Below are 13,846 nucleotides of genomic sequence, written 5' to 3' on the forward strand. Positions count from 1 at the left end.
CCAGACACCCGTCGCCGAGCGCCAATAGCAGGCGGCGATCGCGGGCGAGGATTATCGTATCACAGCCGCAGGGGCCATCGGCACGCGCGTCAGCGGCGTACCCAGCCGCCCGGCTGCTGACCGACCAGACCTTCCAGCTCGAGCATCAGCAAGCGCTGCTGAACGTCTCCTACCGTCATTTCGGCCTGCTCGACCAGCACATCCAGCGGCGTGGGCGTGGCACCGAGAGCGCCCAGCAGCGGGTCCGACGGCGGCACCGGCGATGGGGGTTCCGGCGGCGCTGACGGGGGACTGACGGCCCCTGCCCGACAGGCAGCGTAGTGGTCGCCCCAGTGGGCCAGCTCGTCGACAATATCGTCGGCAGTGCATGCCAGACTGGCCCCGGTGCGCAGCAGCTGCAGCGACCCGCGCGCCTGGGCGTTGTGCAGCGAGGCCGGCAGGGCAAACAGCTCGCGCCCCTGCTCAAGCGTCAGGCGGGCGCTCACCAACGAGCCGCTCTTTTCGGCCGCCTCGACCACCAGGGTGCCCAGCCCCAGGCCGGTCACCAGGCGGTTGCGGCGCGGGAAAAACGCCGGATGGGCCCGGGTGCCCGGCGGGTGTTCGGCGAGCAGCAGCCCGCCGGGGGCTGTGGCCAGCTGCTGGTAAAGCTCGCGGTGGCGGGCGGGGTAAATCACGTCGATACCGGTCGCCAGCACGGCAATGCTGGGGCCGCCGGCATCCAGCGCGGCACGCTGGGCCTCGGCGTCAATGCCCAGCGCCATGCCGCTGGTCACGCAAAAACCGCGCTGCGCCAGTTCCCGGGCAAAGGTACGGGCATTGGCGGCTCCTTCGGCCGTGGGCCGGCGGCTGCCGACCATGGCGATGCCGGCCGGGTGCAGCGCGCTCAGGTCACCCTGCGCCCAGAGTATCGCCGGCGGGTCGGCAATCTCTTGCAGAAGCGCGGGAAAGGCCGGATGGTCGGGATGCAGCAGGGTGCGCTCCGGCGCCGCCTCTTCCCAGGCCAGACTCTCTTCGATGGCAGGCGTCAGCGGGCTTTTCGCCGGGTGCTCCAGCCACAGCCGTAGCGCCGCAGCGGCGTTGCGAGGCAACAGCGCCAGCCAGTCGTCGGGCCAGGTCGGCGCCTGTGCCATTACTGCGGCCAGTCGCTGGGGGCCCAGCCCCGGCAGCGCAAAAACGGCCAACCATTCCCTGGCGTTCACTTTTTCATTCCCTGCATTCTATTAGCATACTCTCAACATACTCCCTGAATACTCCCAGCATACTCCCCGCTCAGTCCCTGAGCCCATTCCTTGAGCCCATTCCTTGAGCCTATTCCTCGAGTCCACTCCTTGAGCTCATGACCCTGCCCAATTCTCGAAGAGCCGTCATGTTCAACGCGGCGGGTGCACGCTGTCACCCACTGCCAGGGTGTTGGTGGCGGCCATTACGATGGCATAGCTGGCCCGGTCGTACGGCCGAAACACCACCAGAGACCCCTCCGCTTTCCCCGGGAGCGTAACCGGCTCCTGGGTGCGCGGGTCAATAACGCTTTCGCCCTGCGGCTCGATGCTCAGCACATGCCCCGGCTGAATGCCGTCCTCGGTGCCCAGGTCGATCGCCACGATCTGCATGCGGCCGATAAAGCGCACGCCTCCCGGCACGCCGATAATATGCCCGCTAACATCGCGCTGCGGTACGGCGGGTGTCAGGTTATCGGCTCGTAGGTGCGGCTCCGGCGGCAGCAGGATATCGTCGTTGCGTACTTCCCGGGCCGCCTTGTTGATGCGCAGACTGATGACATCGTCATCGCGGCCGGTGGTAACGCCCTCGCCGATGCCGATCAGTTCTCTGCCCAGCGAGGTGCCGTCCGCGTCATGGTAGTGCTCACCGGTGCGCAAAATGCTCAGCGTCTCGCCCGGCGCCAGCGCGGCACTCGCCGATGCCTCGGTGACACGGGCAAATACCCGATCGCCGGCACCGCTGACCAGCCGCTTGTTGTCGCCGGCGATTACATACGCCAGCTCGTCGGGCGGATTGGCGTCATCCACCAGGCGGTGCTTGCGCAAAAACGCCTGCAGCACGCTCATTGGCAGCGGCGCTATCGCCTTGCGGCGCGGCAGCTTGCGCATCTCGGGGGACAGCTTCACCACGCGGCGGCCGCGCTCGCGGCTGAGACAGGGGCGGCCGCCGCAGCGGTCCAGCGTCAATACGTCGCCGGGATAAATCCGCTGTGGATTGTCGATTTGCGGGTTATTCCGCCAGAGACGCGACCAGTGCCAGGGCGATTGCAAAAACTCGCCGGCGATATCCCAGAGCGTATCGCCGTCCTCGACCGTGTAGCGCGACGGGGCATCGCCGCGCATCTGCATATCGTCGGCCGCAGCGGCCGTGCCCACCAGCGGGGTCAGCATCAGCCCGAGCAGGGCCAGCCCCACCGCCGCCGGGCCCCAGCCCGATCTGCTACGCTGCTTGTGTCGTGCCATGCCGTGTCCTTGAGTCCAGTTGGTGCGGCTGTCGATTGGTGTGACTGTCGATTGGTGCGGCTGTCGGCCTGCCTGACGCCGGGCCGCTGTCGGCACGCCCGGGCGGGCATGATATAATAGCCGGCAGCAAAGCACACAAACCGGTCCCGACTTTTGTGCCCGGTTTGGATGCCCTAACAGAATCAGCATAACGGTAACGATAACGTCATGGCTAAACTACCCATACTCACCTTTCCCGACGATCGGCTGCGCAACAGGGCAGCTCCGGTCGAGCAGGTTGACGACGAGGTGCGCACCCTGGTCGACGACATGCTGGAAACCATGTACGAGGCGCGCGGTATCGGTCTGGCTGCTACCCAGGTCGATGTTCACCGCCGCATTGTGGTGATGGACGTCAGCGAGTCCGGCAACGAGCCGCTGGTGCTCATCAATCCGAGCTACGTCGCCCTGGGTGAGGAAAAGGAACCGCTGTCGGAAGGCTGCCTGTCGATCCCCGAATACTACGCCGAGGTGCCGCGCTACCTGCGCATCCGGCTGAACGCTACCAACCGCGACGGTGAAGACTACGAGCTGGAGGCCGACGACCTGCTGGCCCACTGCATTCAGCACGAGCTGGACCACCTGGAAGGCGTCCTCTTTGTGGACTACCTTTCGCCGTTGAAGCGCGAGCGCGTCGCCAAGAAAATGCAGAAACACCACAAGCCGGTGCAGAACGCCTAGCCCATCCGGCGTTAACCGGGCGGGCAGGCGGAAGCGCCCGGCGCCATTGCGCTGTCGGCCGATCACCTTCTCCGGCGCCCTCTTTTCCGGCGCCCGTTTCATTTCCGGTTGGCTTGCCGGGCGTTTCTTCCAGCGCTGTTTTCTTCAGGGACCCTTTTCATGTCAGCACTGCGCGTTGTGTTCGCCGGCACGCCGGATTTTGCCGCCGATAGCCTCAAGGCACTCCTGCAAAGTCGCCACGAGGTAATCGGCGTTTATACCCAGCCCGACCGCCCCGCCGGCCGTGGCCGCAAACTCACGCCGAGCCCGGTCAAGGCGCTGGCGCTGGATCACGGCCTGGACATCTACCAGCCGACCACGCTGAAAGACGCCGAGGCGCAGGCAGAGCTTGCCGCCCTCGACGCCGACGTGATGGTCGTGGTGGCCTACGGCCTGCTGCTGCCCCGGGCAGTGCTGGACATTCCGCGCCTCGGGTGCATCAACGTCCACGCCTCGCTGCTGCCGCGCTGGCGCGGTGCCGCGCCGATCCAGCGGGCCATCGAAGCCCGAGACGCCGAATCCGGCGTAGCGATCATGCAGATGGATGTCGGGCTGGATACCGGCGATGTGCTCCGGGAGGCGCGCACTCCGATCACGGCGACGACCACTAGCGGCGAGCTCCACGATACCCTGGCCGGGCTCGGCGCCAAGACGCTTACCGAAACGCTTGACGCCATGACCGAGGGCCGCGCCGAGGCCAGCCCCCAGCCGGAAAGCGGCGTCGTCTACGCGGCCAAGCTGTCCAAGGCCGAAGCCGAGCTGGACTTCTCCCGCCCCGCCGCCGAGCTGGCCGCCAAAGTATGCGCCTTCAACCCCTGGCCGGTGGCCTGGTGCGCGCTCGATCAGGACGGCGCCCGCCTGCGGCTGCTGCTGGCCAGCGCCGAGGACACCGCCGGCACGCCACAAACGCCCGGCACGCTGCTCGCGCCGGACGCCGATGCGCTACGCATTGCCTGCGGCGAACGCGGCGATGAAGTGCTGCGCGTTACCCGCGCTCAGCTGCCCGGGGGCAAGGCCCTTTCCGTCCGTGAGCTACTCAACGCGCGCCCGCCGCGCCTGGCCGAGGGCAAACGCCTGGGGTGCCCCGCCGAAGCCTCGAATCAAACGCAGGGAGCTGCCCAATGAATGCCCCACGGGATAACGCCACCGGAACAGCCGTCCGCGCCGCAGCGGCCCGCGCTCTGACACCGGTGCTCAAGGAGCAGGGCTCGCTTGCCGGGCTGGACGAGACGGGCGTCGCCCCGCGCGACCGCGCCCTGCTCAAGGAGCTGTGTTTTGGCACCTGCCGCTACCTGCCGCGTCTGGAAGCGCTGGCCGGCGAACTTTTGCGCCAGCCGCTGAAAAAGCGCGACCAGGACATTCAGGCGCTGCTGCTGCTGGGCATCTACCAGCTGCTGTACATGCGCATTCCCGCCCATGCGGCGGTAGGTGAAACCGCCGGCGCGGCGCGACTGCTGGACAAGGCCTGGGCCACCCGGGTCCTCAACGGCTGCCTGCGCCGCCTGCAGCGGGAGTCGGCCGCCTTGCAGGCAAAAGTCGACCGCTCGCCCGGCAACGCGCTGGCCCACCCGACCTGGCTGCTGACCGCGCTGCGTCAGGCCTGGCCCGAACAGTGGCGCGCGCTGGCCGACGCCAATAACCACCCCGGCCCCATGACGCTGCGGGTCAACGCGCGCCACGGCCACCGAGACGCCTATCTGGCCACGCTCGCCGAGCAGGGCATGAGCGCGCGGCCATGCCCTCATGCACCGGATGGCATTACGCTGGACAGCCCCTGCGACGTAACCGCGCTGCCCGGCTTTGACCAGGGGCGGGTCAGCGTGCAGGACGAAGCCGCCCAGCTCAGCGCCGTTCTGCTGGGGCCGGCGCTGGCCCCGCGCCCCGGCGCCCGGGTGCTGGACGCCTGTAGCGCTCCCGGCGGCAAAACCGCGCACCTGCTTGAGCAGTTCGACGTGGCGCTGACCGCGCTGGATAGCGATAACGAGCGGCTGGGCCAGGTGGACAGCACCCTGGAACGGCTCGGGCTCAACGCCGAGCTGCGCCATGCCGATGCCGCCGGTCAGGGTGACTGGCGCCATGCCGACTTCGACGCCATCCTGCTCGACGCGCCCTGTTCCGGCAGCGGCGTCATTCGCCGCCACCCCGATATCAAGCGCCTGCGCCGCCCCGCCGACATTGCCTCGCTGGCCGGCCTGCAGGCCCGGCTGCTGGACAATCTCTGGCCGCTGCTGGTGGAAGGCGGCACGCTGGTCTACGCCACCTGCTCGGTGCTCCCGGAAGAAAACGCCGACGTCATCCGGGCGTTTCTCGCGCGTACGCCGGATGCCAGGGCGACCACTCCGGACGATGTGGCCTGGGGGCAGGTCAGCGGCGACGGCCGGCAGCTTTTCCCGCAACTTGAAAGCCATGACGGCTTTTTCTATGCTCGTCTGCAAAAGTGCGCCCGCCCCGCCGCTCCGGCTGACGCCGAAGGGTACGCAGCGCCTTCCTCTCCCGGCCCGGTAACGGACCCTCGATAACCCGATGAAGATCATTATTCTTGGCGCCGGCCAGGTCGGTGGCACCCTGGCCGAACACCTGGCGCACGAAGAAAACGATATCACCGTGGTGGATACCGACAGCGAGCGGCTGCGCGAACTGCATACTCGCCTGGATATCCGCACCATTACCGGTCCCGGCTCGTACCCCGTGGTGCAGCGCGAGGCCGGCGGTGAAGATGCCGACATGCTGATCGCGGTGACCAATACCGACGAAATCAACATGATCGCCTGCCAGGTGGCCCATACGCTGTTCCGCACCCCGACCAAGATCGCCCGGGTGCGCACCACCGCCTACCTCACACGCAAGGGACTCTTTGCCCACGAAGCCATCCCCATCGACGTGCTGATCAGCCCCGAGCAGGTGGTCACCGACCATGTGCGCCGCCTGATCGAACACCCCGGCGCGCTACAGGTGCTGGAGTTTGCCGGCGGGCTCGTCCAGCTGGTCGCGGTCAAGGCGTTTTACGGCGGCCCGCTGGTGGGTCAGAACCTCGCCTTTCTGCGCCACCACATGCCCAACGTGGATACCCGGGTGGCGGCGATTTACCGCCGCGACCGGCCGATCATTCCCCGGGGCGACAGCGTTATCGAGGCCGACGACGAGGTGTTTTTCCTCGCTGCCCGGCGCGATATCCGCGCGGTGATGAGCGAGCTGCGGCGCGTGGAACGCACCTTCCGCCGGGTAGTCATTGCCGGCGGCGGCAACATCGGCGAGCGCCTGGCCGAGCATCTGGAGCACAACCACCAGGTCAAGATCATCGAACGCACGCTGAAACGCTGCACCCAGCTGTCCGAGCGTCTGGATCGCACCGTGGTGCTCCACGGCAGCGCCACCAGCAAGCGCCTGCTGGAAGAAGAAAACATCGAGGACTGCGATATTTTCTGCGCGCTGACCAACGACGACGAGGTCAATATCATGTCGTCGCTGCTGGCCAAACGCCTGGGCGCCAAGAAGGTGCTGACGCTGATCAACAACGCCGCCTACGTGGATCTGGTGCAGGGCGGCGAAATCGACATCGCCATCTCGCCCCAGCAGGCGACTATCGGCAGTCTGCTGACCCACGTCCGTCGGGGCGATATCGTCAACGTCCACTCGCTCCGCCGGGGCGCGGCCGAAGCCATCGAGGCCATCGCCCACGGCGATCCGCAGTCGTCCCGGGTGGTAGGGCGCAGCATCGGCGATATCGACCTGCCCGAGGGCACGACCATCGGGGCCATCGTGCGCGGCAAGAACGTGATGATTGCCCGGCGCGATGTCGTCATCGAATCCGGCGACCATGTGATTCTGTTCGTGATCGACAAGCGCCGCATCCGCGATGTGGAACGCCTGTTCCAGGTCGGGCTGAGCTTTTTCTAGCGCCGACAACCGGCATCTGCGCCACCATGACCACAAGGAGCCACGCTGACCATGAGCCTGCGGGTGATTCTGCGTATTCTGGGGCTGTTGCTGATGCTGTTCAGCCTCACCATGCTGCCGCCGATGCTGATATCGCTCTGGTTTCGCGACGGCGTGTGGGATGCCTTTGCCCTGGGCATTGCGATTACCGTGATCACCGGCCTAGCGCTTTACCTGCCCAACCGCCGCGAGCGCAAGGAGCTGCGCATCCGCGACGGCTTTCTGATCGCGGCGATGTTCTGGACGGTACTGGCGCTGTTCGGCTCGCTGCCGCTGATGCTGTTTGGCGACGCGGCGCTGTCGTTGACCGATGCGGTATTCGAGTCGTTTTCGGGGCTGACCACTACCGGCGCGACGGTGATCACCGGCATCGACTTTCTGCCCGAATCCATCCGCTACTACCGCCAGCAGCTCCAGTGGCTCGGTGGCATGGGGATCGTGGTGCTCGCGGTGGCTATCCTGCCGACGCTGGGCGTCGGCGGCATGGCGCTGTACCGCACCGAAATCCCCGGTCCGCTCAAGGATTCCAAGCTCACCCCGCGCATCACCGAGACGGCCAAGGCGCTGTGGTATATCTACGCCACTCTCACCGTCAGCTGTATGCTCGCCTACATGGCGGCGGGCATGGGCTGGTTTGATGCTCTGGGCCACAGCTTTTCCACCGTGGCCATCGGCGGTTTTTCCACCCACGACGCCAGCATCGGCTTTTTCGACAGCGCCGCTATCGAGCTGATCTGCGCGGGTTTCATGCTGATTTCGGCGTTCAGCTTCAGCCTCCACTTCATTGCCTGGCGGGAAAAGCGCCTGCTGCACTACCTTGAAGACCCGGAAGCCCGCTTTCTGATGCTGTTTCTCCTCGGGCTGGTGAGTATTGCCAGCGTCACGCTCTGGCTGACCCACACCTACCAGGGCAGCCTGGGGCTGCGCCACGCGCTGTTTGAGGTCGTCTCGGTGGCCACCACCTCGGGATTTTCCGTGGCCGACTTTTCCACCTGGCCCGGCGCCCTGCCGTTTTTGTTATTTGTGGCGGCCTTTGTCGGCGGCTGTTCCGGCTCTACCGCCGGCGGGATGAAGGTCATCCGCATTATTCTGATTCTCAAGCAGGGCATGCGCGAGATCATGCGCCTGATCCACCCCAACGCCGTTATCGCGGTCAAGATCGGCAAGGTCAGCGTGCCCGACAGTATCGCCCAGGCAGTATGGGGCTTTTTCTCGGTCTACGTGATGCTGTTTTTCCTGATGCTGGTCGGCGTCATGGCCTCCGGCGTCGACCAGGTCACCGCCTGGTCGGCCGTGGGCTCGGCACTCAACAATCTGGGCCCGGCGCTGGGCGAGGCCAGCTCCCACTATGGCAACATGCCTGATCTGGCCAAATGGGTGCTGGTCGTGGCCATGCTGCTCGGTCGCCTGGAGATATTTACCGTGCTGGTGCTGTTTACGCCCGCTTTCTGGCGCCGCTAGCCACCCTTTTCATTTATGGATAATCGAGACTCCTGCATGAGCGAAGACCAGGTTTTATCACCTGCCGACGCAACGCTGCCCGCCACCAGCGGGCCGTTGCAAACCATCAGTGCCGGCGACACCCGCTACACGCTGCTGGGCACCGCCCACGTCTCACGGGACAGCGCCGACGACGTTCAGGCGCTGCTGGATTCCGGCGCCTTTGACGCCGTGGCCATCGAGCTGTGCGACGCCCGCCACCAGAGCATGACCCAGCCCGACGCCATGGGAGAAGAAGACCTGTTCAAGGTTTTCAAACAGGGCAAGGCCGGCATGGTCGCCGCCAGCCTGGCACTGGGCGCCTTCCAGCAGCGCATTGCCGAGCAGTCGGGTATTCAGCCCGGCGCTGAAATGCGCGCCGCCGTGGAGCAGGCCGAGCATCACCGGCTCCCGCTGCTGCTGATCGACCGCGACGTGGGCACCACGCTCAAGCGGGTCTATCACAGCGTGCCCTGGTGGCAGCGCCTGGGCCTGTTATCGGGGCTTTTGGGCAGCGTGATGTCGCGTCAGAAGATTTCCCCCGAAGAGATAGAAAAGCTCAAGGAAAGCGACATGTTGGAAGCCACTTTCAGCGAGTTTGCCGCCGAATCCGAAGCGCTTTACACGCCGCTGATCCGCGAGCGCGACCGCTACATGGCGCTGCGCCTGGCCGAAACCACGCCGCCCGGGCGCTACCGCAACGTGCTGGTGGTTATCGGCGCCGGCCACCTACAGGGCACCGGCGATCACCTATCAGCGCCGCTGCCGGAAAGCCCGGCGGAAGAGCGCGAAAACCTCGAAGCCACGCCGCCGCCGTCGCGGCTGTGGAAGGCGCTGCCCTGGGTAATCTCGTTGCTGGTGATTGCCGGCTTTGCGCTGGGCTTTTCGCGCAATAGCGAGCTTGGCTGGCAGCTGGTCAGCGAATGGTTTCTGATCAACGGCGTGCTCTCCGCCGGGGCTACCGTTGCCGCCCTGGCGCATCCGGTCACCGTGGTGGCAACCTTCTTTGCCGCCCCGCTGACCTCGCTCAACCCCACCATCGGCGCAGGCTTCGTGGCCGCCGGCGTGGAGCTGTATATCCGCCGGCCCAAGGTCCGCGACTTCGCCACGTTGCGCCACGACGTCACCCGGCTGCGGGGCTGGTGGCACAACCGGGTATCGCGCACCCTGCTGGTCTTTCTGCTCGCTACCCTGGGCTCTGCCGTCGGCACCTGGATCGCCGGCTTCCGCATAGCCGGTGCGCTGTTTGGCTAGCGCATGAGCCAGCCGCGTTCCCTGTGGCAGGCCGATGCCCTGCTGCTGTTGACCACGCTAATTGCCGCCGCCGGCTGGCTTTTCTCCAAGGAGGCGCTTGCCGGCATGCCGCCGATCGGCTTTATCGGCATGCGCTTTTTGCTCGCCGGTGCCGTGCTGGCCATGCCTGCCTGGCCGGGTCTACGTCAGCTCTCCACGCCAGCACTTTACCGCGGCTTACTGGTGGGGCTGCTGTTCAGCACGGCCATCGGCTTTTGGGTGCTGGGGCTGGCCCATTCGCATCACCTGGGTGAAAGCGCCTTCATCAATAGCCTGGGTATTCTGCTAGTCCCCGTAGTGGCACTACTTTTGTTTGGTGAGAAACCACCGCGTCCCACCTGGGTAGCGCTACCGGTCGCGCTCGCCGGTTTCGCTCTGCTGTCGTTGAATAACGGCTTTCGGCTCGAATCCGGGCAACTTTTCATGCTGGGATCTGCCAGCTGCTTTGCGTTACTGATCAATGCCAATATTCGCGTGGTACGCCACCTCCCGGCGCTGCCCCTCACCGCTCTGCAGCTGCTGGTGGTCGGTATCGTGCTCACGCCGCTTTCGTTTGCCGTGGAAAACGCCGACTACGCGCTGACACCCGGCATATGGGGCTGGTTTATCGCCAGCGCCATCCCGGCCACCGCGCTGCGCTTTTTCCTCCAGGTTAAGGGGCAAAGCCTGACAACGCCCAGCCACGCTTCGGTGATTCTAATGCTGGAAGCCGTATGGACGGCACTTTTTTCCGCCCTGTGGTTCGGCGAAACCATGACGGCTCTACAGCTTGGCGGCTGCGGACTGATTTTTACCGCCTTGCTGATCAGCCGCTGGCATTGGTTCGCCTCAGCCTTGCGCCGCCGGCAGACGTAGAGCCGGTGCCGGCTATTTATTCGTTTACCTCACCCGACTCGCGGGCATCCGGCTCTTGCACCTCAAGAACGGCACGGCGCTTCCACCAGCCGGCAAGCACCGAGCCCGAGACGTTGTGCCAGACCGAAAAGATCGCCCCGGGCAGCGCCGCCCCGGCGGTGAAAAACTGCCCGGCAAGGCTGACCGCCAGCCCGGAGTTTTGCAGCCCCACTTCAAAGGCAATGGTGCGCGCGGTGCGTTCATCAAAATGCGCCGCCTTCGCCATGCCGTAGCCGCCGGCCAGCCCCACACCGTTGTGCAGCACCACGGCCAGCGCCACCACGGGGCCTAGCGTGGTCAGGCGATCCACATTCAGCGCCACCACGATGGCGATAATCAGCACGATGGACAGCATCGCCAGGGTGGCCAGCACCGGCTCAACCGGCTTTATGCGATCGCCCAGAAAGTGATGCACCACCACCCCGACGGCCACCGGCACCACCACCAGCTGGGCGATGCTCATAAGCATGCCCAGGGTGGGCACATCCACGCTTTGCCCCAGCAGCATCCAGGTGAGCAGCGGCGTGGCAACCACCGACACCAGCGTGGATACCATGGTCATCGACACCGATAGCGCCACGTGCCCGCCGGCAAGCCAGGTCATCACGTTGGACGAGGTGCCGCCGGCCGTGGCCCCCACCAGCACCATGCCCAGGGTGATCTCAGGCGATAGCGACAGCGCCAGCGAGATCAACAGCGCCGCCAGCGGCATAATCAAAAACTGCAGCGCCACGCCTACCAGGATCGGCGCCGGGGATTTCACCACCCGGGCAAAGTCACGCCCGGAGAGCGTCAGCCCCATGGAAAACATGATGACCGTCAGCAGCAGCTGGATCTGGTCGGCAAGTCCGCTGAACCAGTCCGGCACCAGCACGGCAACCGCGGCCAAAAGCACGGCCCAGACGGGGAACAGGCGATTAAAATACGTTAAATAGGACATCGGGGTTCCTTGGCCAGAACGTTGTTGAGCGTATGTTTTAGAACGACAAGCGCTTAAGCAGACGCTTGGCGCGCTAAAAGCCGCTGCATGGCGGGCGTCGGCGTCTCGATTTTACGGTGGCCACGGCTGGCAGCGTAGCTTTGGTTGAACGCCTCGAAGTAGTCGTCGAGTGTGTCAGCCGCGTCAACATCGCCGTTCTGGCGCAGAAGCTCGGCGGCGACTTCGGCGGTGCTTAAATGCTCGGCGGCAGCGGATTTGCGCAGCCGGTAGCGGCTTTGCCGCGCGGTGCGCAGCGGCAGCACCGGCAGGGCGTCGAGATAGGGGCTTTTGCGAAAGATCCGTCGCGCCTGACGCCAGGTGCCGTCGAGCAGGATATACACCGGCACGCGGTCGTCTTCCAGCGCCAGGCCAACCGCTTCGTTACCCACCACGCGGCTGTGATCGTAGTCCGGCTGATCATCGGGAAATACCACAAAGGGCGCGTAGCGGGGGTCTGCCAACAGCGCCAGCAGCTTGGCGTCGGGCTCGGTGCGGTGCCAGGTAAACACTCGGGTGTCATCCAGCACGTCACCGATCAGCCGGCCGGTGTTGGTGGGCTTGAAGTGCTCCATGCGGTGGGTAATCAGCCATACCCGAGCACGGCTTTGGGCGCTTACCCGGTACGGGCAGAGGCAGTTCAGCGCGGGCAAGTTGCAGCCCTCGCAGCGCACCACGAAGCTGCCGCGCGCCTTGAATTCGCCCCGGGTAAAGGTGGCGTCGGGCGTCTCCATATGGCCTCCGAGCGGGTAAAAGGCTGGCAGTATAAAGCAGCTGCCGACCGCTGACGAAGCCTTTGCCCTTTCGCATAATCGTCGTACCTGAAACCACGCCAACCTAGTAAACCATAAACATATTTAAAGTTGACACTAAAGCCGGCGCGTCGCTAAAGTCCCGTCAACTTTAAAAACGAAATAGGTTTACCCGTGTCCGAAGCCGCCCTCCAACGCCACGACTGGTCCATCGACGAGATCAACGCGCTGTTCGCCCTGCCGTTCAACGACTTGCTGCTGCGCGCCCAGCAGACCCACCGCGCCCATTTCGAGCCCAACGCGGTGCAGGTCTCGACGCTTTTGTCGATCAAGACCGGTGCCTGCCCCGAGGACTGCAAGTACTGCCCCCAATCCGGCCACTACAACACCGGGCTGGGGAAGGAAAAGCTGATGGAGGTAGAAAAGGTGGTCACCCAGGCACGCGCCGCCAGGGACGCCGGCGCCAGCCGTTTTTGCATGGGGGCGGCGTGGAAAAGCCCGCGCGAGCGCGATATGCCGGTGGTGGAAGAAATGGTCCGCCAGGTGAAAGCGCTGGGGCTTGAGACCTGCATGACGCTCGGCAGCGTAAGCGATAAGCAGGCCGGCAAGCTCGCCGAGGCGGGGCTCGACTACTACAACCACAACCTCGATACCTCGCCGGAGTACTACGGCGAGATTATCACCACCCGCACCTTCGGCGAGCGGCTGGAAACCCTCGACCACGTGCGCAGTGCAGGGATGAAGGTCTGCACCGGCGGGATTCTGGGCATGGGCGAAAGCGAGCGCGACAGAAGCGCCCTGCTTCAGCAGCTGGCAAGCCTCAACCCGCATCCGGAATCCGTGCCCATCAACATGCTGGTCAAGGTGCCGGGCACGCCGCTGGAAAACGTCGAAGACCTCGACCCGCTGGAATTTATCCGCGCCATCGCCGTGGCGCGGATCATGATGCCCCAAAGCCACGTGCGGCTGTCTGCCGGACGCGAGAACATGAGCGAATCGACCCAGGCGCTGGCGTTTATGGCCGGAGCCAACTCGATCTTTTACGGCGACAAGCTGCTAACCACCGACAACCCCCAGGCCGACCGCGACCGCGCGCTGTTTAACAAGCTCGGCCTGCACCCGGAAACCCGCGACGCCGTCCACGCCGGCGAAGACGACGCCGAGGCCGCCCAGCTGGCCCGGCAGATGCACCTGGCCAAAGCCCGCGAGCTGGCGGTGGACGCCAGTGCCTGAGCCAGTCGCAGAACGCTCAGCCAGTGCCCCACAGCCGTGGCACGACTATTTCGTCGCCGCTA

General features: G+C 65.4%; 12 protein-coding genes. 8 read left to right on the forward strand and 4 right to left on the reverse strand.

Annotated elements, in window-relative coordinates; all coding sequences use genetic code 11:
• Positions 1 to 89 precede the first annotated feature (89 nt).
• Together dprA and C793_RS0111235 are read right to left on the reverse strand one after the other, a co-directional pair.
• Entirely contained in the window at positions 90 to 1,199 is a 1,110-nt protein-coding gene (gene dprA / locus C793_RS0111230) for a DNA-processing protein DprA (protein WP_017431041.1), read from the reverse strand.
• Between the two features lie 171 nt (positions 1,200 to 1,370).
• Positions 1,371 to 2,462 (reverse strand): LysM peptidoglycan-binding domain-containing protein, encoded by a 1,092-nt coding sequence (locus tag C793_RS0111235; protein ID WP_017431042.1) that lies wholly within the window; start codon positions 2,460 to 2,462, stop codon positions 1,371 to 1,373.
• A gap of 207 nt (positions 2,463 to 2,669) precedes the next feature.
• On the opposite strand from C793_RS0111235, the gene def reads away from it, so the two are divergent.
• The 7 genes from def to C793_RS0111270 all read left to right on the forward strand — a co-directional run bounded on the left by def (position 2,670) and on the right by C793_RS0111270 (position 10,784).
• Positions 2,670 to 3,182, forward strand: a complete 513-nt coding sequence (gene def / locus C793_RS0111240) for a peptide deformylase (protein WP_017431043.1) — start codon at positions 2,670 to 2,672, stop codon at positions 3,180 to 3,182.
• Between the two features lie 159 nt (positions 3,183 to 3,341).
• Positions 3,342 to 4,346 (forward strand): methionyl-tRNA formyltransferase, encoded by a 1,005-nt coding sequence (gene fmt, locus C793_RS0111245; protein ID WP_017431044.1) that lies wholly within the window; start codon positions 3,342 to 3,344, stop codon positions 4,344 to 4,346.
• Positions 4,343 to 5,740 carry a 16S rRNA (cytosine(967)-C(5))-methyltransferase RsmB gene (rsmB, locus tag C793_RS0111250; RefSeq protein WP_017431045.1) on the forward strand — a complete coding sequence of 466 codons (1,398 nt, stop codon included), beginning with the start codon at positions 4,343 to 4,345 and terminating at the stop codon, positions 5,738 to 5,740. The genes fmt and rsmB overlap by 4 nt, the downstream gene beginning before the upstream one ends.
• 4 nt (positions 5,741 to 5,744) lie before the next feature.
• On the forward strand, positions 5,745 to 7,118 hold the full coding sequence (gene trkA, locus C793_RS0111255) for a Trk system potassium transporter TrkA (protein ID WP_017431046.1): 1,374 nt from the start codon (positions 5,745 to 5,747) through the stop codon (positions 7,116 to 7,118).
• A gap of 51 nt (positions 7,119 to 7,169) precedes the next feature.
• A complete protein-coding gene (locus tag C793_RS0111260; protein ID WP_017431047.1) occupies positions 7,170 to 8,618 on the forward strand; it encodes a TrkH family potassium uptake protein in 1,449 nt (482 codons plus the stop codon).
• Positions 8,619 to 8,654: 36 nt separating this feature from the next.
• On the forward strand, positions 8,655 to 9,890 hold the full coding sequence (locus tag C793_RS0111265; protein WP_017431048.1) for a TraB/GumN family protein: 1,236 nt from the start codon (positions 8,655 to 8,657) through the stop codon (positions 9,888 to 9,890).
• Between the two features lie 3 nt (positions 9,891 to 9,893).
• Positions 9,894 to 10,784, forward strand: coding sequence for a DMT family transporter (locus tag C793_RS0111270; RefSeq protein ID WP_017431049.1), 891 nt, complete (start codon positions 9,894 to 9,896; stop codon positions 10,782 to 10,784).
• 16 nt (positions 10,785 to 10,800) lie between these two features.
• On the opposite strand, the gene C793_RS0111275 is transcribed toward C793_RS0111270, so the two are convergent.
• Complete coding sequence (locus C793_RS0111275) at positions 10,801 to 11,763, reverse strand: bile acid:sodium symporter family protein (protein ID WP_017431050.1); 963 nt, start codon at positions 11,761 to 11,763, stop codon at positions 10,801 to 10,803.
• Between the two features lie 53 nt (positions 11,764 to 11,816).
• Positions 11,817 to 12,533, reverse strand: a complete 717-nt coding sequence (locus tag C793_RS0111280) for a tRNA-uridine aminocarboxypropyltransferase (protein WP_017431051.1) — start codon at positions 12,531 to 12,533, stop codon at positions 11,817 to 11,819.
• Positions 12,534 to 12,725: 192 nt separating this feature from the next.
• Between C793_RS0111280 and bioB the strand changes: the two genes are divergently transcribed.
• Positions 12,726 to 13,784, forward strand: coding sequence for a biotin synthase BioB (bioB, locus tag C793_RS0111285; RefSeq protein WP_017431052.1), 1,059 nt, complete (start codon positions 12,726 to 12,728; stop codon positions 13,782 to 13,784).
• Positions 13,785 to 13,846 lie beyond the last annotated feature (62 nt).

Origin of the sequence: Vreelandella jeotgali Hwa (assembly GCF_000334215.1) — a bacterium.
Classification (GTDB): domain Bacteria; phylum Pseudomonadota; class Gammaproteobacteria; order Pseudomonadales; family Halomonadaceae; genus Vreelandella; species Vreelandella jeotgali.